The organism is Enterococcus sp. AZ009 (assembly GCF_050548785.1).
Lineage (GTDB): Bacteria > Bacillota > Bacilli > Lactobacillales > Enterococcaceae > Enterococcus_D > Enterococcus_D entomosocium.
The window spans coordinates 2,637,476-2,659,238 of sequence record NZ_CP172960.1 but is presented as its reverse complement, the minus strand read 5'-3'; the positions used below and the strand labels follow the sequence as shown (position 1 = coordinate 2,659,238).

The following is a 21,763-nucleotide window of genomic DNA, read 5'->3' as shown; positions in this document are numbered from 1 at the left end:
GTGAAAAGAAGGTTGACAGGGTCGAAAATTATGCCTATGCTGAAGGTGAATTTAGTAAACAGTAAACAGATGAGGTGCAGCTATGGCAAGTATGAGAGATATCGCGAAATTAGCCGGGGTGTCGGTAGCAAGTGTTTCTAGAATCCTTAACAATGATGAAACCTTCAGTATCAATGAACACACGCGGCAACGAGTCATTGAGATCGCCAACCAAATGAACTATTCAAAAGAAAAAAATCAACCCCATTCCCGTGAAGTCGGCGACCAAAACACGATTGCCATCATTACCCGCCACGATCGAGAGTCGGAAAGAAACGATCCGTACTTTATGATGATCCGCAATGGGATCGAAAAAGAAGCGGCGAAGTGGCGCTTAAAAACGATTCGGGCCTTTTCCATGCGGGAGCCTCAAAAAGATTTGGCGCAATTGGCGAAGTATGGCGCAGTCATTATTATTGGAGAGATGACCAGCGATGCTTTGGCAGAGATCAGTCAGCAAAATGCCAATATTATCCTGGTGGATAATTATAGTGAAGCACCCAGCTACGATTGCATCCAAACCGATTTTGCCCAAAAGACCCACCAGATCCTCACGATGTTAAAAGAGAAGGGTCATGAGCATATCGCCTTTGTGGGTGGTGTTGCCAGCCGAGTGACGATTTCTGGCGAAGTCGTTTACGATGAACAAGAGATTCGAGCAGAAAACTACCGCCAATGGATGCTGCTCAATAAATTGGAAAAGTTCACAACCGTGCTGCAGGGGAAATGGTCACCAGAGACTGGTTTGCATTTTGGTCAGCAGATCGCGCAAATGAATCCTCGCCCCACAGCGATCGTCGTTGCCAGCGATCCTATGGCTGTCGGGGTTTACAAGGCACTCACTGAAGCGGGGCTATCGATTCCTAAAGATGTGTCAGTCGTTAGTTTTGATGATATCGAAATGGCGCAATTTATGACGCCCGCACTGTCTTCCGTCAAGATGAAAGCTGAAGAGATGGGGCAGATGAGTGTCGAATTAGCGAAAAATAAAATCCTTGGGGTGCGGACGATGCCGGTTCGCGTCGTTTGTGGCAGTGAATTGATCATTAGAGAATCGATTGCCGAAAAAGATCAGTGACGTCTGATCTTTTTTTATTTTAGGGATTGTGTAAACATTAACTAAACAACTATACTGATTGTAGTAAACGTTTACAGTTAAAAATAAAGGAGAAAACGAAATGAAGTTTATTGATAAATTAGCCGAAAAGATGGTGCCTTTTGCTCAGATCATTGCCAACAACAAATACTTGTTAAGTCTGCGTGATGGGTTTATGGTCGCTTTTCCTGCGACAATGTTTGCGTCAATTATGATTATTATTCAAAATCTGCCTGCTACTTTCGGACTCTCGGAAAAACTTCCAGAGGGATTCATCACGTTTCTAAACGACTTTTTTGGTCCTATCGGAAATGCAACCATGAGTATCACCGCTATTTTCGTTGTTTTTGGGATCGGCTATCAGTTGGCTGGCAAGTATGGACAAGCCAAATTATTTGCGGGTGCCATCTCACTGTCTTCGTTTTTGATGCTGCTGCCTTTTGGCTCATCCGAAGAGTTAGGTACAGTGATCCCCTTGTCGAAATTAGGGGCTGAGGGAATGTTTGTTGGAATCATCACGGCCATTATCGCTACGCAGATCTATTGCAAAATCAGTGCGGCTGGGCTGACGATCAAAATGCCAGATTCGGTTCCGCCAATGATCGCAGAATCATTTGTCGCCATCATTCCTGGTGCGGCACCGTTGTTCCTTTTCAATTTGATCCGCTACTTGTTCACCTTTACTTCATGGGGCAATGCCGTTGATTTCGTTTATGAGATTTTGCAAAAACCATTGATGGGCTTAGGCGGTACGTTGCCAGCAGTACTGATCGCCGTCTTGTTCACCCAATTCTTCTGGTGGTTTGGGATTCACGGGACACTAGTGGTCAATGCGGTGATCGATCCAATCATGAATGCGTTAGCGATTGAAAACTATGAAGCTTACAAAGCAGGGGCTGAACAATTGCCCCATATCATTAACACTACGTTTATGGGCGTGTTCGTCAATCAAGGAATGCAGCTGGGGATCTCGATTACAATGGCCTTCTTTATCGCTCGTTCGATTCGGATGAAAAAATTAATGAAGACGGTGATCGCTCCATCTGTTTTCAACGTATCTGAACCGATGACCTTTGGTTTACCGATCGTCTTGAACCCGATCGCTTTTGTCCCATGGATCTTAGCGCCATTAGCCAGTACGACGATCTCTTACTTTGCGATCGCCGCAGGCTTGGTGCCACGACCAATTGGAGCAACGGTGGTTTGGACGACCCCTGTTTTCTTATCTGGTTGGTTAGGCACGGGTTCTGTTGCCGGCGCAATCTTACAGTTAGTGACGGTTGCCGTAATGACCTTGATTTGGGTGCCATTCTTGATCGTAATGGATCGCGGGTACTTGAAAGAAGAAAAAGCAGAAGCGGCATTAAATGAACAAGCGGCATCTGAGACGATCAATCAAAGGGTAGAAGAAAGATAAGCCCAGAAACGTAAAGGAATGCAATAAGCGCATCCTTTAGAAAGGAATTTGTGATGAGAACCGATACATTGTCTTGCAGTTATCAAATGAATACCACACCTACGGACTTTTCCCGTGTGTTATTGGCGGAACAAGAGAAATTCTTTCTAGCCAAACAAGCCCAAGAACCGTTCGGGGAAGGTTGCCGTATTGAAACGATGATTCAAACCAAAACCGCTCCGCGGATGGTACCAGCCGTTATGACGGTCAAAAAAATTGCCGCGGATGCGCTGTGGCTTTGTACGACCCATGAAGAAGGAGCGATCGATCAACGGTACAGTTTTGCTCCAGGACGAAAAGGGAAGCTGCAAGTCACGTATTCGGAACAAAGCCGTTTTGAGCAGCAGAAAACAACCTACAGTTTTATGCTGGCGGCGCTGTTTTACAAATTCTTTTTCAATCGTGGTGTCAAAAAACGCTTGCGTTATCTTGAAGCAGCTTGTCAACGAGCAGGGACAAATGAAAAAAATGGGGAAAATTGAGGATAGCAATGATAGAAATAAAGAACGAACAACTCTTTCACTTATACAATGAAAAAATCAGTTATATCATAAATGTGTTACCAAATCAGCAACTGGGTCATGTCTATTTTGGGCCATCTCTAGGCACACTGGCGCCGTTTGATCAAGCGTACCTTGAGAAAAAAGAGAATAAATCGGCAGGAACCGTCAAATTTTTTGAAGCAGACAATCTTTTTACCTTGGCAGACCGTTTTCAAGAATTGCCAACGTATGGGACTTCTGATTTTCGAGAAGGGGTAGTGTCGGTTTTTGAGGAAGAAACCCCACTTTATGTTGATTTTAAACTTGTGGCTTTTCACTGTTTTGAGGGCAAAGAACGAAAGCTGGCGCAACCAGCCAGCTTCGCGGCTGCCGATGAAAGCCAAAGCATCGTCTTTGAATTGGTAGATCAAGAGCGGCAGCTGGAACTGGCGATCACCTATACGATCTTCAAAGGATCAGGTACCATCACGCGGCAGCAAACACTGACCAATACGGGGAGCAAGCCTAGAACCATCCAGCGCTTTTTGAGTGGTGTCTTGGAGCTGAAAAATCGTGATTTTGAACTGCTGCATCTTTCAGGCGCATGGCTGAAAGAACGACATATCAAGACGGTTCCTTTGACCCAAGGGACGATCAGTGTCGGCTCGTTAAAAGGAGCGTCTGGTCATCAGCACAATCCTTTTGTTGCCTTAAAAGAACAGCAAGCCACCAATGACACTGGTCACGTCTACGGTGCCAACCTGATTTATTCTGGTAACTTTTTGGCGCAAGCAGAAATGGATGAATGGGACAACGTTCGATTGATGTTGGGGATACATCCTGAACATTTCAGCTGGCAGCTTTCACAAGGAGAAACCTTTGAAGCGCCGGAATGTCTCTTCACCTTCACCGCTGCTGGCCTGAATGGTTTGAGTCAAGAATCCGCCCAATTTATCGAAAAGCATGTGATTGCCCCTTATTGGCAAAAGCGGCAGCGGCCGATCGTCTTTAATAACTGGGAAGCGACTTATTTTGATTTTAATGAAGAGAAGCTGTTGACCTTAGCCCAAGAAAGCAAGGCGTTAGGGATGGAGTGCTTTGTGCTGGATGATGGTTGGTTTGGAAAACGCAATAACGACCGCAGTTCATTAGGCGATTGGGTGGCGGACCCTGCCAAATTTCCAAAAGGAATCGGGTCTTTTGCTGAGAAAATTCATGCCATGCAGCTGCAACTGGGGATTTGGTTTGAACCAGAAATGGTTTCGCCAGATAGTCAGTTGTACCAAGAGCATCCTGAGTGGGTAGTCAAGCATCCTTATGAGCGGATCTCTGTGGGGCGCGGACAATACGTGTTGGATTTTGCCAATCCAGCAGTGGTCGAGGCAATTTTCGAAGCGATGCAAAAAGTGATCCTTGAAACCAAGCTGGATTACATCAAATGGGATATGAACCGCAATATCACGGAAGCTTACTCTCCTTACTTAGCGGAACAGGGAATTTCTCAGACGGAGTTTTATCATCGTTATATTTTAGGCCTTTATCGCTTATATGAAAAAATCTTAGCGGCGTTTCCGACCCTTTTGATCGAAGGCTGTGCTGGCGGCGGGGGCAGATACGATTTGGGGATCTTGTTTTACAGTCCGCAGATTTGGCCTAGTGATGATAGTGATGCAGTGGAACGTTTAGCCATCCAAAGCGGAACGTTGTTAGGGTATCCGTTGTCCTCCTTCAGCAATCACGTGTCGGCGGCACCAAACCACCAAGTCGGCAGGACAACTTCTTTAGCCTTTCGGCAAACCGTCGCAATGTTCGGGCCATTGGGGTATGAACTCGATCTCTTTCACTTGTCTGACGCTGAAAAGCAGGCAATCAAATCCCAAATCGTTTTTTATAAAAAGCAGCGGCAATTGCTGACCTTTGGCACTTTTTACCAGCTGCAGCAGTTGGACCATGGCAATGAAAAAACTTGGGCGGTGTATGATCCGCAAAACGAAGAAGCATTGGTTGCTTTCTTTCGCGTGTTGGCACAAGCCAATCCGACGGCGGAAGACTTTTTGCCCGCAGCCTTTCTCGATGGCCAACAGGTGTACCAGGTCAATGGCGAACCCGTCTCTGGTCAGCTGTTAAGACAATTAGGGTTGCGTAAACCCTATCAGTTTAATGCCGTCAACCATGGAACGGCGCAAGTCACTGGCGATTTTCAATCATTTGTATACCATTTACATGCCAAAAAAGGAGCAGAATGATGAGCAATCAATTTTTTGATCAGCAGTTTATGCATGGCGGGGATTACAACCCCGATCAATGGCTGGCTTATCCAGAAATCTTGCAAAAGGATCTTGCTTATATGCAGCAAGCCCATGTCAACACCGTCACATTAGGGGTGTTTGCTTGGAGTGCCTTAGAGCCGCAAGAAGGCGTTTATCAGTTTGACTGGTTGGATCGTATGTTTGATCAGATCCATGGCATCGGCGGCAAAGTCATTTTGGCCACTCCTAGCGGTGGACGTCCGCAATGGTTGAGCCAAAAGTATCCCGAAGTCAATCGGACCAACGCCCAAGGGCAAAAACATACCCATGGGTTTCGCCACAATCACTGTTACTCTTCACCGATCTATCGGGAAAAGGTAACGCAAATCAATCAGCAGTTGGCAAAACGTTACGGCAAGCATCCGGCATTAGCCATGTGGCATATCTCCAATGAGTACTCTGGTGAATGCTTTTGTTCCTATTGTCAAGAAAACTGGCGCAGTTGGCTGCAAAAGAAATATGGTGATTTAGCCACGTTGAATCATGCCTGGTGGACTTCTTTTTGGAGTGGTACGTACTCCGATTGGTCGCAGGTTTTACCGCCTTCGCCTCTAGGAGAACACAAAGTGCATGGCATGGATCTTGATTGGAAACGATTTGTTACAGATAGGACGATCGATTTTTATTTGCATGAATGTACGCCGATTCGCCAACTGACACCGGACATTCCTGTGACGACGAATTTTATGGCGGAAGGACATGCTACCCAAGATTTTATTCCTTTAGAAGGCATTGACTACAGCAAGTTTGCTCGTCATGTGGACATCGTTAGCTGGGATAGTTACCCTGATTGGAACAACAACTTTGAATCTTTGGCAGCGACAGCAATGAAATCTGCCTATGTGCATGACCAGTACTGGTCTTTGAAGAAACAGCCCTTTTTAGTGATGGAATGCACGCCGAGTTTTGTTAACTGGCATTCCTTTAATAAAGCGAAAAAGCCTGGTGTCCATCAGTTGAGTGCCATGCAGCAGATCGCTCACGGCTCAGATAGTACCTTGTATTTTCAATGGCGCCAATCCCGCGGCAATTCAGAAAAATTCCATGGGGCAGTCGTGGGACATGATGATTCCACGGAGAATCGGGTCTTCAAAGAAGTTGCGGCTTACGGCAAGCGCTTGGAAAAAATCAAAGAGATTCAAGGAACCACAAGAAAAAAAGCAGTGGCGATCCTTTTTGACTGGGAAAGCAACTGGGCATTGAAGCGAGGCGGCGGGTTTGGTCGACCAACCAGACGGTATCCGCAAACGTTGCAGGAGCATTATCGTTATTTCTGGGAACAAGACATCGCTGTCGATATTTTGACGCCAGAGCAAGATTTTTCTGACTATCGGTTGGTGATCGCTCCGATGCTTTACTTGATGTCATCGGAGACGATGGCAAAACTTTGCCAGTACACGGAAGCTGGTGGTACCTTGATTTCCAGTTACTTTAGCGGCATGGTCAATGAAACCGACCTGTTGTATATGGGGGGCTTGCCACAGCCGTTGCGAGGGTTATTAGGCATCAACGTGCTGGAGCTGGAAACTCTTTTTGACACTGAACACAATCAAGTGGTTTTTCAAGGACAGCCCTTTGAAACACGGGACTATTCTGCAATCATCGAAGCCGAAACAGCGGAGGTACTAGGGGTGTATCAAGCGGATTTTTACCAAGGAACACCTGCGATCACCAAACATACCTTTGGTGCAGGCACCGCCTACTATCTGGCGGCTCGCACCAACTATGACTTTTTCGAACAGTTTTATGCCTCTTTGGTCCGTGAGCTGTCCTTGGCAGAGGAAAGGATCGCGCATGCCAATCCTGCAGTCTCGATCCAAGGCAGGATCAGTCCAGAACGAACGTACTTTTTCATCATGAATTTTTCTGAGAAAGAGCAGACACTACACTTGATCAAAGAAGTCGTTGATTTAGAGACCAATCAAGCAGTTCCTCCAACAGCAACCTTGGCGCCGTATGAAGTGCGAGTGGTTTATTTTAACAATTAACTGACCATTGGAAAAAACGTCCCTTTCGACAAATGCAGAAAGGGACGTTTTTTTGGTGAATGGTTTATAAGAAATCATTCGGGATCAGATGCTTGGTGCTTTTTCATCCATTGAGGCAATGCGGCACTGATTTGTGTCGGCAACACGACATAGTGCTCTTTTGCCAAGTCTTCGCCAATCAGGCTATGGAGATAGACAGCCGCTTGGATCGTTTCCTCTGTTTTTTCAAACTGTGCCAAAAAGCTGGTGATCATGCCTGCCAGCGTATCCCCCATGCCGCCGGTCGCCATTGCGGGTGTTCCTAGGGGATTTTGGGCGATGCTGCTACCGTAAATTTGCGTGCGATGGCTTTTTAAGACCACCAGACTTCCGAGTTTTTGTTGGGCTTGCTGATTGTTTTCTTCGGTCTGGTCGGCAATTGCCAGTCCGCTGAGCCGTTGCCATTCCATCTGATGCGGCGTGAAGACGACTTGTTCAGGAAAGGGGATGATCAGCGGATATTTGGCAGCCAAATTGATCGCCGAACCATCGATCACCAACCATTGGTGTTCTTTTTGGGCAGAAACGATCCGCTGCAGCAGATCAAAATTGCTTTTTCCTTCTCCTAATCCGGGACCAATCAGTAGGACGTCCGCCGATTCGGTGACCGTATCGATCAGTTCTGTTTGCTGCCAATCGACAAACATCGCTTCAGGCAAGCGGGCGTGCAGGGCGGTTCGGTTGACGCCATCGGAGATCACAGTGGTCAAACCAGTTCCCCCATATACACAGGCTTGCGCCGCCATTAAGATCGCCCCACCGAATTGGCGGTTGCCCCCTACTAAAACGGCCCGGCCAAAGGTACCTTTGTGGCTTTTTGTCGGGCGCTGTTGGATCACTTTGGATAAAATCGCAGAATCAAGTTGCTCCATGCAATGACTCCTTTCGTTAATCAAAATCGAGTTATATTTATTATACCTGTTTCCTAGAAATTTCATAGAAAAGACCCATGGAAAAAGGCGCAATTTTTTTTCCTTTTTTGGTTTAAGAGTGTTATCATAAATAGCGAGAACAGAAATGGAGGGAACACTATGACAATCGATTGGAAAAAAGAGGTCGAAGCCCGCAAAGACGATTTGCTGAACGACTTGATTGATCTATTGAAAGTGAAAAGTGAAAGAGAAGATGATAAAGTGACTGCGGACGCGCCATTTGGTCCTGGACCTCGTGATGCGTTGCTACACATGCTAGCTTATGGCGAACGTGATGGCTTCACAGTCAAAAACGTCGATAATTACGCTGGTCACATCGAATTTGGTGAAGGAGACGAAACATTAGGGATCTTCGGTCACATGGATGTTGTTCCTGCAGGTGACGGCTGGTCAACCGATCCTTATGATCCAGTCATCAATGACAACAAAATCTATGCTCGTGGTTCTTCTGATGATAAAGGTCCTTCAATGGCCGCCTATTATGGGATGAAAATCATTAAAGAATTGGGCTTGCCATTATCGAAAAAAATCCGTTTTGTCGTTGGTTCTGATGAAGAAAGCGGCTGGGCAGATATGGATTACTACTTTGAGCATGAAGAAAAGCCTGATTTTGGCTTCTCGCCAGATGCCAATTTCCCAATCATCAATGGAGAAAAAGGAAATGTGACATTAGGGATCCATTTCCAAGGCAACAATGAAGGAGACTTCACGCTACAAAGTTTCACTGCTGGCTTGCGAGAAAATATGGTACCAGGAACGGCAACGGCAAGCTTCATTGCTCCATCAACAGAAGAAGCATTAGCGATCGAAAAAGCCTTTTTCGATTACGTTGAAGCCAATCCAGTGACGGGCACAATTGAAACAGAAAATGAACAAGTGACGATCGAATTAGTCGGTAAAGGTGCCCATGGTGCCAGCCCACAATCAGGAATCAATGCGGGAACCTTCTTAGCTGTCTTCTTAGATAACTATGCCTTTGGCGGCGGCGCAAAACAATTCATCCATGCAGCAGCAGCCTATGTCCATGAAGATTTCTACGGTGAAAAATTAGGTGTGGCGTACGAAGACGAAAAAATGGGTAAATTAACTATGAATGCTGGCTTGTTTGCTTTTAAAGCGAACCAAGCAGGAACGCAAGCAGACAACTTTATCGCCTTGAACTTCCGTTATCCTAAAGGTGTAACTGCGGAAGGACTTGAAATCGGTGTGGAACGCACCGTCGGTATGGAAGGGGCCACCGTTACTCGCAATGACCGCAACATGGAACCTCACTACGTGCCAGCAGATGATCCATTGGTAGAAACTTTATTGGCGGTTTATGAAGAACATACCGGCGAAAAAGGCTTTGAACAAATCATCGGCGGCGGCACATACGGCCGTCTATTGAAACGCGGCGTTGCCTATGGCGCAATGTTCCCAGGCTATGTTGACACCATGCACCAAGCCAATGAATTCATGAGCTTGGATGACCTATTCAACGCAGCGGTGATCTATGCAGATGCTATCTACCGTTTGGCGAAATAAAGAGACATTGATACCGTCTATTCTTTTTTTAGCTGAGTCGATTTATTGATACTTAGATGAATAGAGGTAATAAAGGAATAGCAGTACGACTGATTGTTTCAATCATTTTCGTACTGTTATTTTATTACTTTAGAAAATAAATATTTTATTTTCGTTGGGTTATTTTATTATTGACATCAAATCATCCGAATGATTTACTTTTTGTAAGGAGTTGAAAAGTGATGCCTGATTTGGTGAAATTTATTTTGGTCATTCTGGCGATTTGGGTGGTTTATCAAGTATTTACGACGGTTTTATTTACCCTTTCTCAAAAAGCAGTTGCCAAACAAATCAAAAGCGGGAAGATGTCTGATCAGCAGTTGGCGAATTTGTACCACGCTGTAGCACGAGCAAATCAAGGAAGCAATTTCCAAGCGATTTTCTCTTATGGGCTCTTTTACCGCAGTCATGCAAAGCAAAGTGATGCGGTTTATGAACTGTATCGCACGGAAATGGCGAAAAGAAATCTGCTGTAACCAACTGTGAAGCAACTGTTTTCGAGAAAATTGCTCGAAGTAGCAAAAAAGCCCAGGTCCTGTACAACAAGTGCAGAACCTAGGCTTTTTTTGTATTTACTGGGCAGCAAGCTGTGACAGATAAACACAGCTCTTTGCTTCAGCTATTTCTTGTCTTTGTTGCTTTTTTGATCCATACCGGCACCGATCGCTACACCTAGTGCGATGCCTAAACCCATGCCTAATGCCAGGTTGTCAAAAAACAGCATCCCAAATGCAGCACCTAAGGCCATTCCGACACCGATCCCCAATCCCATATTGTTAGAAGCGGCTTCTTTTTCTTCAGACGTTTGCGGCGGTTTTTTCGTCATTGTGAAAAACCCCTTTCTTTTTAGTATAGAGGGGTTTTGTTTTGATGACAAACATTCGAACTGCTGCTCAGTGATTTTCATGAGGAGAGAGCAGCCGCTTGGTACAGTAAACGGGGGTGGGGACCATTGGTCTATCTTCCGCCGGGCAAATAGTTACGCTCGGGGTTGTAGCGGCGAATGATCTTATTTTCAGCAAGTACGTGCTCATAATAATAAACAGGCGCATCCTTAGTCTCTAGTCGAAAAACAAAGACGAGCGGAACCTTTAAGACGGAATAGCGCGCGGGGATCGCAATATATGATTTTTGATTGCGCTCCATCGTCAATGCGAATTCATCAAACAAAAGCGCCACTGGTGTGGGAAAGTTTACCAATTCATAATAGTGTTTTTCAAATGCATAGGTTTCTTGTTTTGCATAAGCGATTTTTGCAGCTGGCATACGCATTCACCTCACTTGAATTATACGAACGTTTGTTCTGTTTGTAAAGTGGAAAATCACCAAACGAGGAAAAAGGGGGAGTTCTCTATGAAAAAGATGTTTTGCTAACAAGAAATTTGCTACACTAGAGGAAAGAAGGAATCAAAAAGGAGCAGATACCATGGATTATGAACGCTTTGCACGATTACAGGCACGCTTTACCGATGAAAAACTGCTGACCAATGAAGGGGTCTATCGGTTGCGCTTGTCAGGGAAGGCGCAGTTCGAACTAGCCTTTATCAAAACTGGACCTTGTGGCGAGTCTGTCTACCAGCCGCTGATCAAGGGCACTTTTTCTGAAAAAGAAGCAATCCCTACCTATTTGCTGGATCTTGCGGCGCAACCTATGACGCAAATCAGTCAGCGAACCTCCGAAAATGCAGCCGTGTTAGATAAAGCATTCGTAGAATTAATGGAAAAATGTGAGCAGGCAGTTGCCGTCAACGAAACCGCACAAGAAGCCGCACGTTAATTAGCGCGACAAAGATACAAGAGCAGCCTGAACCTGATTTTTTACACCAAGTAAAAAAACGATCCTGACAAGATTCCTTGCCAAAGATCGTTTTTTATTTTCCCGTGGTGATTAGTGTCCTCATTCGCCAAAGTGGTCTGAGAAGCCTTGTTGCTTCATAAAGGCAGCGACATCTGGACGTCGCGGTTCACGGAAAAATTCCGTCATTTTCGTTTGCCAATTGGTTTGCTGTTGATTGCTGCTGCGTTGTGCATAATAGGCTTCTGTCGTTTGGTTGTACTGGGCTGTTTGCTCCTGCGTCAGCGGTTGATACTGATCGACACTTACGATCGCTTCTTGGGGCAAGCGGACTTTCGGCTCATTTCTGTGTTGCGGATAGCCGATCGTTAAACCGAATAACGGAAACGTCAATTTTGGTAAGCCGACGAGTTCTGCGATACGAGGCAAATCATTGCGGATGCCGCCGATGTAGCAAATTCCTAAGTCTTGTGCTTCAGCATATGCTACCATATTTTGGGCAGCGATCGTCGTATCAACGACTGACACAATAAATGGTTCCATCGTGGTTAAGTGGGTATCCGGCAATCCTGCTTGGGCCAGCAGCTGCTGATGCTTATGTAAGTCGGCGACAAAAAGATAGAAGACCCCCGTTCGAGTGATGTAGTTTGGGGCACCGGCAATTTTTTCGATAGCAGCCAGTTTTTCAGGATCACTGACCTCAATGATCGAATAAGCTTGAACAAAGTTCGAACTGGAGCCGCTCTGGGCAACCGTTACTAATTTTTGCTTGAGTTCCTTTGATAGTGACCGGGGTTGAAAATCTCTGACAGAGCTGTGGCGGGTAAAAGTATCAAAAAGATCCATCGTTTTTCCTCCTGTAACGTACAAATTTCTTTCTTCTTTAGTGTAACAGAAAAAAAGGAATGGGAACAAAAAGAATGTTTTCAAAAAATTTTCAAATTGATGTTTTATAGTTGCCAAGCACAACAGTTTCCGTTATGATAATGATACATTCTTATTATTATTCCTTAGGGGAGTAACCGGTGGCGCAAGCTGCGATAATATCAACAGTAAGTAAGCTGGCGACAGCTTTCTGGTATTATTTGAAATGGTGAGACCTAAGACAAGCGTATACTTGTCTTAGGTCTCTTTTTTTCTAGCAGAGTGCCTAAGGAAAATAAAATTAAAAGGGGCAAAAAAATTGGCGAAAGAAATGTATCAAAAAGAAATCTCGGAAATTATGGCAGAGGTCCAGAGCAGTCCAGAGGGGTTGACGCAGCAAGAGGCAGCCAAGCGGTTAGAAAATGGCCTGAACCAGCTGAAGGAAGCACCTAAGAAATCTAGCTTTGCCTTATTCTTAGATACCTTCAAAGATGCGATGGTGATCGTCTTGTTGATCGTGGCAATCATCCAAATGGTTATGGGTGCGCACGTTGAGTCCATCGTTATCTTCGCAGTACTCTTGTTGAATTCCGTCGTCAGTGTGATACAAACGAAAAAAGCCGAAGGATCGTTAGACGCTTTGAAAAGCTTGTCAGCACCAGATGCTAACGTCATTCGGGATGGCAAAGAACAAAGTGTGCTGGCGAAAGAATTGGTTGTCGGCGATATCGTTATTTTAGAAGCTGGGGACTATGTACCAGCAGATGGTCGATTGATCGAAGAGGGTTCTTTGAAGGTCGATGAAGGAATGCTGACTGGGGAATCAACGCCAGCGGAAAAAGAATTAGGTGTGATCGATCGTACCGCACCGATCGGCGACCGTGACAATATGGTCTTCAGTGGAACGATCGTCACTTATGGGCGTGGTCGGTTTATCGTAACCGCGACTGGTAATGTGACGGAAATCGGTCAAGTGGCTGGCTTATTGGAAAGTACGGTTGAACACAAAACGCCATTGCAAAGAGGACTGGACAGCTTCAGTAAAAAACTGAGCTTGGCAATCTTGGTCCTTTCATTGATTATTTTAGGGGTTCAAGTCGCACGGTTGTTCTTAGGTGACGGAACAGGTGATATGACGGAAGACTTAGTCAACGCCTTTATGTTTGCGGTAGCCGTAGCCGTAGCAGCGATTCCAGAAGCATTGCAATCGATCGTGACGATCGTCCTTTCGATCGGAACAAAACAAATGGCGAAGCGTCATGCCATCATTCGAAAACTACCAGCGGTTGAAACATTGGGTTCAACGAGTATCGTTTGTACAGATAAGACAGGGACCTTGACCCAAAACAAAATGACCGTTGTTGACTACTATTTACCAAATGGACAAACGGGCACGTTCCCCGATGAGCCAACTACCTGGACATTGCCTGAAAAACGCTTGGTAGAAATCAGTGTCTTGGCAAATGATGCTGCCATCAGTGAAGATGGGGCGAAGCTAGGCGACCCTACTGAAATTGCTTTTCTGGATTACAGTGAGAAACTAAATCAGCCATATCGGGCGATTCGTCAACAGTTTCCTCGTTTGCAAGAATTGCCTTTCGATTCTGATCGTAAATTGATGTCCACCTTACATGAGATCGATGGCGAACATTTGTTGTTGACCAAAGGTGGTCCAGACATCGTCTTTGGCCGCAGTAACAAAGTCTTGATCGATGATCAAGTCGTGCCTTTAACAGATGAAATCAGAAATAAATTGCAGCATCAAAACGAAGAATTCTCAAAACGGGCATTACGGGTCTTGGCGTTTGCTTACCGTCCATTGACCGATGCCCAATCACGAGAATTGACACTTGAGGATGAAAACGAGCTGATTTTGGTTGGTTTGATGGCAATGATCGATCCTCCTCGTAAAGAAGTCAAACAAGCCGTAGCAGATGCCAAATCTGCCGGTATCAAAACAGTGATGATCACAGGGGACCACAAAACGACAGCCGTGGCGATCGCACAAGAGATCGGTATTTCAGCTGAGGGCGACTTAGCCTTGACTGGTACGGAATTGGATGCTCTTTCTGAAACCGAACTAGCGGATCAATTAGACAAAATCACGGTTTATGCTCGTGTTTCGCCGGAAAACAAAATCCGTATCGTGCGGGCTTGGCAAGACAAAGGCAAGATCTCTGCCATGACCGGAGATGGAGTCAATGATGCACCCGCCTTGAAACAAGCGGATATCGGGATCGCAATGGGAACCGGAACGGACGTTGCCAAAGATGCAGCGGCGATGGTCTTGACGGATGATAACTTTGCCTCGATCATTCGTGCCGTAGAAGTTGGCCGAAACGTCTTTGACAACATCAAAAAAGCCATTTCGTATTTGTTTGCTGGAAACCTAGGTGCGATCATTGCGATCGTCTTTGCCTTAGTGATGGGTTGGGACAATCCATTTACTGCCTTGCAGCTACTCTTTATCAACTTAGTCAACGACTCATTACCAGCAATTGCTCTGGGAATGGAAAAAGCCGAACCAACCATCATGCAACGTCAGCCTAGAGATCCAAATGCAGGTATCTTCACTGGAAAAACTTTGATCTCAGTAACGTATCGCGGTATTTTGATTGCCGCTGTCGTGATTTTGGCACAATGGTTAGGGATGAGCCAATCACCTGAGTTAGGTGTAGCGATGGCCTTCTCAACACTTATCTGGAGCCGGACATTGCAAACATTGCCAGCACGCTCAAATACCGAGACTGCTTGGCAAGCTGGCCTTTTTGCCAATAAAATGGTGTGGTTGGCGATCGTCGTTTGTGGTGGACTATACAGCATTACCTTGATTCCTGGCATCCGTGAAGTCTTTGCGATTCCAGCAACCTTCACTTTAGGACATGTCGGTCTATGTATCGCAATGGCTGCTGTGGCAGTTGTTTTGATGGAAATCACAAAGTTGATTATTATTGCCGTTCAAAAACGTCAAGGAAACGCCTAAAGCAAAAAACGTATCGATCCTTTGATCGATACGTTTTTTTGTCGTTTCTCCTCACTGCTTAGTTGATTTTTTTCAGCTGACTGATTTGGGCAGCGACTTGCTTCAAGAAGGCTTCTTGACCAGCCGGCTGTTCTTGGCTGTAAAGGTAGGCTTCGTATTGCTGCGTCAAGCGGATAAAATCACCATGAAACAGTGGATAGAATGCTTCGAGTCGTTGGGCATAATCGATCAACGGCTCCGCCTCGTTACGGTACAAAACTTTCGTCGTTTGCCTTAAAAACAAAGGATAGGCAGTAACTAGCGGCTGTTTGTTAAAGCGGCAGATCAACCATAAATGAATACGGAAAAACGAATGGCGGAAATAGAAAAGCAGGCCAAGTCCTAGGAGAGCTAAGCCTCCAAAGAAGCCATTACGCAGCGTTTGTTTCAGCTCCTCAGTCAACCAAACATCATCGGTAACCGCGGCTGTTGCAGAACTGCTGGTCGTGGTTTCACTACTTTCTGTTTCCGTGCTGCTCGTTGGTATTGTCTCGCTGCTAGCGGTCGGCGTTTCTTCGGAGCTAGTAGATTCTTGCGTCAACACGGGACGATCTGGATTTTGGAAACTAGGTGTCGGTTCAAAAGGCACCCAACCGTATCCGTCAAAGTAGACTTCCACCCACGAGTGGGCATTCAAGTTGCGAACGGTATAGGTAGTGATGCCGTTTTCTGTTGTAGGAGAGCCGGGAGAAAAGCCTTTTGCCCAGCGAGCAGGGATCTCTAAACTCCGTAGTAGAACGACCATTGCCGTGGAAAAATTGTCGCAGTAGCCGACTTGTGATTCAAATAAAAATTGATCAACGTAATCTTGCTCTTCTGCAGGCACGACGGCATCGGTCTTGGAATAGCGAAATACGAGCGGATCTTTCAAATAGCTTTCAATTGCGGTGACTCGGTCAAACAGACTGTTGCTGTCAGTGGTGATCTCAGCGGCGAGATCTCGTACCCGCTGCGGCAAAGAATCGGGTAATTGGATATAATCGATCGGAGAATCCGGATAGATCAAAGGCAGATTTTGAAGATTTTCTGCGGAAAAATCTGGATGGTCCCAATCGAGGGTCAAGGCCGTGTCTGGTAGCGAATCAATCAAATCGACCCGTTGAATAGCGTCGCTGATTTGAAAGCCACGTGCGCCGCTTTCAAGGGATAACCTACTGCGGCCATAGGGCAATGGCACATAGTCTCCATGGTTTTGGAATTGGATCCGCACTTGTTCATTCTCAGGATAGGTTTGTTGATAGCTCTGGTCAGCGATGGTGACATCGTCTGCTTCCAAGCGAACGTCTTCGCGGCTCGTACTGATCCAGCCTTTACCAGAATAAAAGTCTTTGCTTTCCACCCGCCAGTAATGCGGGGTTTCTTGTTGCGCTTCAAATAAAATCGTCGCATCATCAAGTAGTGGTCCGCCTAATTGACGATCATTTTCACTGAAACCCGTGCGAGAACCAGTGGGGGTGCCATGTTCTTCAATAAATTGATAAAAACCCAGCTGATTCAGATTTGTCCGTATAGGCGTGGAACGGGCTGCCAACTGATCCCGCACGCTCGTCTGCGGCAAGTAGACAGCAGTGACGGCTAAGCCACCAATCAATAGCATCACGCCAAACCAAGGGGCGATCGTTTGACTGGATTGAAAGGCACTGCGCTGGATCATGGAAGAAGCCAGCGCGCAAAGAAAAATACCGATCAAATGCCACGTCAAATCAAATTGATTAAAAATCACGACTGTCAGCAAGTAGCCGATCATGGTACCGTAAATCAAGAAAAAGCGTTGATAAGCAATCGGTAAGATCGCTAAAAACAAGACCCAACTAACGATCAATGTCACCGCCGCCAGTTCGGTGATATAGCCGACTTCACCGCTGAGGATCTCTTGAAAGGCACGGTGCAGATCTAGCCAAAAACGCAGTAGCCAATCAAAAGAAAAGGCAGTCCCATAAGGAAAGATCCGATACAAGACGATCAGCCAAGCGGCTGCCAGCAAAGGCAAACTGTAACGGACTTTCGGTACGACGGTCAAAATCAAACAGACACTAAAGGCATAAGTTAAAAGGGTGAACTGATTGCCAAGGTCATAAACTGCGATAAACGGCAAGATCACCAGTGATAGACTGAGAAAGGTCAAAAGACCAATCAGTGTTTTCTTAATAAATCTCATCCTACCACCTCCTCAAGTTCATTCAACTGCCTCATTAAATCAGCGTAGGTAAACACTTGGCAGCTGTTTTTTGCTTCCAACTGACTGAGGTAGTTTTCCAGTTGTGGGGTGAAAACCGGGGTAATGAAGATAAGATGGCTGCCAGTCAAGAGCGGTACCCCTTCAGGAACTTTCTCGAAGGGAAGGATCTGGGCATAGGCAGCGGCATCGGTTTGGTAAGGAGAAGTCAATCCGTCACCAATCAAGAGCGGCTGAAAAAGTCGTTGATTTTGTGAGAAATGGTGGATCGAATAAAACAGTGTCAAGGTCTCTTCAAAAGCAGGATGATCTTCTCCCCAAAAGAGCAGAAAGATGTCTTGTTCTTCTTCGTATTCTCGTTCGCGATAGATCAATTCCTGTTGTTTGCTGGATAATTTCCAATCGATATTTTTTAATGAATCCCCTAACTGGTATTGACGGAACTGTCGAATAGAAAAATTGGGTTCCCCATGGGTTTGGCTGCGGACTTGCTGTTTAAAAAATGGCAATAGGGCAACGGCTTCTAGCTTCAATTTCGGTAGGATCAAAATCGATTGTTTCGCACCTGCAGCGTAGCTTTTTTCAAAAAAGCCAAAGAGATCATGGCTGTACAATTGAACGGGCAATTCTTCATAGCTGCCGCGCTCCTTTGGGGTCCAAGGCAGCTGGAGCCGAATCAGATTGCCTCGATAAAAGGCGCTGTGATGACTTTCCTTGAAACGATCGTCAAACTGCAAGGTGAAATCGACCAGCGGCAGCAGCGTCGGGCGATACTTGAAGACTTGCAGCGGTAAGGTGATCGCTGTCTGTGTTTCAGCTTGGATCGATTCTTCTAAAACGATTTGGACCTTCTTGAGGGAGGGCAGCAAGAATACTGCGTCAAGCAACAATAACAGAGTCAGTAAAAACCAGAGGCTCCAACCGGCATTATTATTAAAGATCACACAGTAAGCCAGCAGCAAAAAATAGGCAGCGCTAAACAACAGGAGGCGCAGCACGCGTTCAAGCTTTTTTTTCTTCATCGCTATTTCCTCGTAGGGACAGGCACCCGTTGGATCATCTGTTTCATCAAATCTGAAAGGGTCTCCGCGCTAGCATGAACGCCGCCTTTCAGTAATAAACGATGACCGAAGACTGCTGGTAAAATTCGCTGCAAGTCTTGCGGCGTGACAAAGGTCCGTCCTTCCGTCAACGCTAACGCTTTTGCCCCTTTTAAGAAGGCGATCCCACCACGAGGACTGATACCAAGGTCAATGGCATTATGCTGGCGGCTCGCTTGAACCAGCTGCAATGCGTAACGGGCGACCCGCTCATCGACATACACGTCGTCCACCATCGCTTTCAAAGCGGTCACTTCATCAGCATGTAAAATGGTTTGGATCTGATCCAAGCTTTGCTGTCGTTTTCCAGTCAAGAGGGCGAGCTCATCTTGAAAATCTGGGTAACCGATATGCAGGCGGAACAAAAAACGATCCAATTGGGCTTCAGGCAAAGGATACGTTCCTTCATATTCGATTGGGTTTTGGGTAGCTAACACAAAAAAGTGGGGACTCAATGGGTACGTTTGATTGTCGATGGTGACATGATTTTCTGACATGGCTTCTAAGAGCGAGGCTTGCGTCCTTGGTGTGGTTCGGTTGATCTCATCTGCCAAGAGGACGGAGGTGAAGATCGGGCCGGGACGAAACTCGAACTGGTGGCTTTGGGAATTAAAAATCGACACACCTAACACATCGTTAGGCAAAAGGTCTGGGGTAAACTGTACCCGTTTGTAGTCACTTTGAATGGCTTTGGCTAATGATTTGACCAACATCGTTTTCCCAACACCGGGGATATCTTCGAATAAAACGTGTCCGCCAGCAAGCAGCGCAGCCACGGTAAATTGGATCACATCTCGTTTGCCTAAAATCACTTTTTCCACTTCTGCGATCAAGGCATCTATTTTTTGTAATTCAGCGGTCATCTGATAACCTCCCTACGTTCGTTTCTTCCATTGTAACGGTTTTCTAGGACTGTCGCAATTTTCGTGTAACAATTAAAGAAAATTTCAAGAATATTCAAAAAAAAGGAAAATCCTGCCTGCGGGTTTGCGGAAGAAAAGCAAAAAACTTCCGAAGCGTTTCCTCGGAAGTTTGCGTTTGATAGAAAAGAAGTGACTAGAAGGTGTGGTGCAAGAGGTCAGCGGCGATCTGGTCCGCCTGCCGTAAATTCCAAGCATCGGTTCCCGGCTGAGCAGTGGCAGCCGTCAGCCAGTGGATGCCTTCTGTGGGAATCCCGAAACAATAGAGGGCAGTGTAGGGGCGTTCATCTAGTCTAAGGACCTGATTGGTCTCAGGATCGATGGCGATAGCACCCATCTCAAAAGGCTCCTCATTGGGGATCGGCAACTGGTGCGGGTGAATGATCCGATCGTTTAGCAGTTGCCGCAACAAGGAATTGTTGGTTCGACGAATCGCTGTCGATGGAATGCGGGCCTCAATTAGTTGCGTCGCGTGATAGCGTGTGTCGGGAAATCGCTTTGAATACGTACAATAAGCCTCCTCAATCTCAACAGTCATGTCAGGACCTAGTAAGGTCACCACTCCGGCTTCCATCAAGGCGACCAGTTCCTGCAGTCGTTGAACCGGCGGACCGATCGATAAAAAGCTGTTAAAGGGAACGAAAGACTGCCAAAAGAGTGTTTTCAGGTCTTTTGCTGGCATTAGCTGATGATCGAGAACAAACCGAATCGGGTCACGCAGATCTTTGAAGACTTCCAAGGCACTGCTGATAGGTCCTGTTAGATTGCCTTTTTCGGCATCTTGGATTTGGGTACGTAATAGCGCAATGAAAAAGTCTTGCAAGGACTGCTGCTCTTTCTGAGCAAAGGGATCGGCTAGTTGGTGCCATGACCACCATTCCCTCTTAGGAAGCTGCCATTTTTTTAGCAAGTCTTCAGATCCTTCCGTGGCAACAAAGGCGGTGGTAAAAGCGTCAAGCTGCTCTTTGTCAAGCCGCTGTTTTTCTAAAAGCAGCGTCTGATAATAGACGAGTTCTGCCTCTTTCTTTAAATAGAAGAGCAGTGTCTTGCCAGCAACCGTTTTGGCTGCTTGCCAAGCAGCTAGGCGTTCAGGGGTCAAAAAAACGGGCTTTCGCTGCTGCGTTGGTGTTTTTTGATTGCGGCCACGAGGATGATACGGGACACCCCGACGAGAACCGGCGATGATTTGCGGTTCTTCACCAGAAGGTTGATAGACGAGGGATTCATTGACTTTGACGAAGGTTCCGCCCCGACCACTGGTCAAGCGGGTGACGTAATCGTAAAAGGCAAGTCCTAGTCCCCGTAAAATCACAGGTTCGCCAGCTTTCACAGCCGTTAGATCCGTATCTGCCGCATTGGCTGGCGGTGCATAAAACCAGCCATTATTTTCTGCGGCAGCCGCCAATTGTTGTTCCCCTGATGACAGTTGGGCTTGTGAATGTCCTGTAGCTAAGACGACGGCATCAACAAGGAATGTTTGGTGAGCCGTCGTCAACTGGTAGCGATTTTTGGAAAGAGGGGTCAAAGAGCTGACACTATCTGACAGATGGTTGACGGTAATGGATTCAGGTAGCTCTATTAACAACTGCTGATAAAACCACTGTTGATAGAGTCCATATAACGCCCGCGAGCAATGCCCGTTAGGATCAAGTGAATCAAGTGCTGTGCATTCCGCAACGAGCTCAGGGGCATGGATGGCTGCGAAATGTTTCCCTTCTGTCACTGCCCATTCGTACAAGGTAGGTCCTTTGACCACGGGGCCGCCGGTGCTTAATGTGTCATCCGTGAAAAGGGTGACTTGGCTGGTCACAGAATTCAATAGCAAATCTGCCGATTGGTCCGTGCGCCAAACTGCCCCAGGAAGAAAAGGATCAAACAGCAGCAAGTCGATGGCTTGTTTGTTTTGTTTGCTATGAGCAATCAGCCGTTCTGAAAGTGAAAGTCCACGAGGACCAGCACCAATGATCGCTATTTTCATATCA

Annotated in this window: 17 protein-coding genes; 9 read left to right on the top strand and 8 right to left on the bottom strand. The window is 46.2% G+C overall.

Annotation, left to right across the window (positions count from 1 at the left end; translation table 11 throughout):
- The first annotated feature begins 82 nt into the window (after window positions 1–82).
- The 5 genes from IGJ74_RS12660 (at window position 83) to IGJ74_RS12640 (ending at window position 7,370) form a co-directional block, all read left to right on the top strand.
- Window positions 83–1,117: a LacI family DNA-binding transcriptional regulator gene (locus IGJ74_RS12660; protein WP_087664962.1), complete on the top strand. Its 1,035-nt coding sequence runs from the start codon at window positions 83–85 to the stop codon at window positions 1,115–1,117.
- Window positions 1,118–1,217: 100 nt separating this feature from the next.
- Window positions 1,218–2,552 carry a PTS sugar transporter subunit IIC gene (locus IGJ74_RS12655; RefSeq protein ID WP_008379001.1) on the top strand — a complete coding sequence of 445 codons (1,335 nt, stop codon included), beginning with the start codon at window positions 1,218–1,220 and terminating at the stop codon, window positions 2,550–2,552.
- A 53-nt stretch (window positions 2,553–2,605) separates the two neighbouring features.
- Window positions 2,606–3,073, top strand: a complete 468-nt coding sequence (locus tag IGJ74_RS12650; RefSeq protein ID WP_087664961.1) for a hypothetical protein — start codon at window positions 2,606–2,608, stop codon at window positions 3,071–3,073.
- A gap of 8 nt (window positions 3,074–3,081) precedes the next feature.
- Window positions 3,082–5,319, top strand: a complete 2,238-nt coding sequence (locus IGJ74_RS12645; RefSeq protein ID WP_087664960.1) for an alpha-galactosidase — start codon at window positions 3,082–3,084, stop codon at window positions 5,317–5,319.
- Window positions 5,316–7,370 carry a beta-galactosidase gene (locus IGJ74_RS12640; protein WP_087664959.1) on the top strand — a complete coding sequence of 685 codons (2,055 nt, stop codon included), beginning with the start codon at window positions 5,316–5,318 and terminating at the stop codon, window positions 7,368–7,370. Before IGJ74_RS12645 ends, IGJ74_RS12640 begins: the two co-directional genes overlap by 4 nt.
- Window positions 7,371–7,444: 74 nt before the next feature.
- Here the strand turns inward: IGJ74_RS12640 and IGJ74_RS12635 are convergent, their stop codons facing one another.
- Window positions 7,445–8,281 (bottom strand): NAD(P)H-hydrate dehydratase, encoded by an 837-nt coding sequence (locus IGJ74_RS12635; protein WP_008378992.1) that lies wholly within the window; start codon window positions 8,279–8,281, stop codon window positions 7,445–7,447.
- A gap of 159 nt (window positions 8,282–8,440) precedes the next feature.
- On the opposite strand from IGJ74_RS12635, the gene pepV reads away from it, so the two are divergent.
- Both pepV and IGJ74_RS12625 read left to right on the top strand, forming a co-directional pair.
- On the top strand, window positions 8,441–9,865 hold the full coding sequence (gene pepV, locus IGJ74_RS12630) for a dipeptidase PepV (protein WP_008378990.1): 1,425 nt from the start codon (window positions 8,441–8,443) through the stop codon (window positions 9,863–9,865).
- 221 nt (window positions 9,866–10,086) lie between these two features.
- Window positions 10,087–10,380 carry a hypothetical protein gene (locus IGJ74_RS12625; RefSeq protein WP_087664958.1) on the top strand — a complete coding sequence of 98 codons (294 nt, stop codon included), beginning with the start codon at window positions 10,087–10,089 and terminating at the stop codon, window positions 10,378–10,380.
- A 143-nt stretch (window positions 10,381–10,523) separates the two neighbouring features.
- Here IGJ74_RS12625 and IGJ74_RS12620 read toward each other — a convergent pair whose 3' ends face one another.
- Both IGJ74_RS12620 and IGJ74_RS12615 read right to left on the bottom strand, forming a co-directional pair.
- A complete protein-coding gene (locus tag IGJ74_RS12620) occupies window positions 10,524–10,730 on the bottom strand; it encodes a hypothetical protein (protein ID WP_008378986.1) in 207 nt (68 codons plus the stop codon).
- A 131-nt stretch (window positions 10,731–10,861) separates the two neighbouring features.
- On the bottom strand, window positions 10,862–11,170 hold the full coding sequence (locus tag IGJ74_RS12615; RefSeq protein ID WP_008378984.1) for a DUF5960 family protein: 309 nt from the start codon (window positions 11,168–11,170) through the stop codon (window positions 10,862–10,864).
- A gap of 160 nt (window positions 11,171–11,330) precedes the next feature.
- On the opposite strand from IGJ74_RS12615, the gene IGJ74_RS12610 reads away from it, so the two are divergent.
- Window positions 11,331–11,681, top strand: coding sequence for a hypothetical protein (locus IGJ74_RS12610; RefSeq protein WP_142971541.1), 351 nt, complete (start codon window positions 11,331–11,333; stop codon window positions 11,679–11,681).
- 120 nt (window positions 11,682–11,801) lie between these two features.
- Here IGJ74_RS12610 and IGJ74_RS12605 read toward each other — a convergent pair whose 3' ends face one another.
- Complete coding sequence (locus tag IGJ74_RS12605; protein ID WP_087664956.1) at window positions 11,802–12,545, bottom strand: NADPH-dependent oxidoreductase; 744 nt, start codon at window positions 12,543–12,545, stop codon at window positions 11,802–11,804.
- A gap of 349 nt (window positions 12,546–12,894) precedes the next feature.
- On the opposite strand from IGJ74_RS12605, the gene IGJ74_RS12600 reads away from it, so the two are divergent.
- Window positions 12,895–15,546, top strand: a complete 2,652-nt coding sequence (locus IGJ74_RS12600; RefSeq protein WP_218193216.1) for a cation-translocating P-type ATPase — start codon at window positions 12,895–12,897, stop codon at window positions 15,544–15,546.
- 58 nt (window positions 15,547–15,604) lie between these two features.
- Here IGJ74_RS12600 and IGJ74_RS12595 read toward each other — a convergent pair whose 3' ends face one another.
- The 4 genes from IGJ74_RS12595 to IGJ74_RS12580 form a co-directional block, all read right to left on the bottom strand.
- On the bottom strand, window positions 15,605–17,743 hold the full coding sequence (locus IGJ74_RS12595) for a transglutaminase-like domain-containing protein (RefSeq protein ID WP_087664955.1): 2,139 nt from the start codon (window positions 17,741–17,743) through the stop codon (window positions 15,605–15,607).
- On the bottom strand, window positions 17,740–18,783 hold the full coding sequence (locus IGJ74_RS12590; RefSeq protein WP_087664954.1) for a DUF58 domain-containing protein: 1,044 nt from the start codon (window positions 18,781–18,783) through the stop codon (window positions 17,740–17,742). Before IGJ74_RS12590 ends, IGJ74_RS12595 begins: the two co-directional genes overlap by 4 nt.
- A 2-nt stretch (window positions 18,784–18,785) precedes the next feature.
- Entirely contained in the window at window positions 18,786–19,724 is a 939-nt protein-coding gene (locus tag IGJ74_RS12585; protein ID WP_005234736.1) for an AAA family ATPase, read from the bottom strand.
- Window positions 19,725–19,917: 193 nt separating this feature from the next.
- On the bottom strand, window positions 19,918–21,759 hold the full coding sequence (locus IGJ74_RS12580) for an FAD/NAD(P)-binding protein (RefSeq protein WP_087664953.1): 1,842 nt from the start codon (window positions 21,757–21,759) through the stop codon (window positions 19,918–19,920).
- Window positions 21,760–21,763 lie beyond the last annotated feature (4 nt).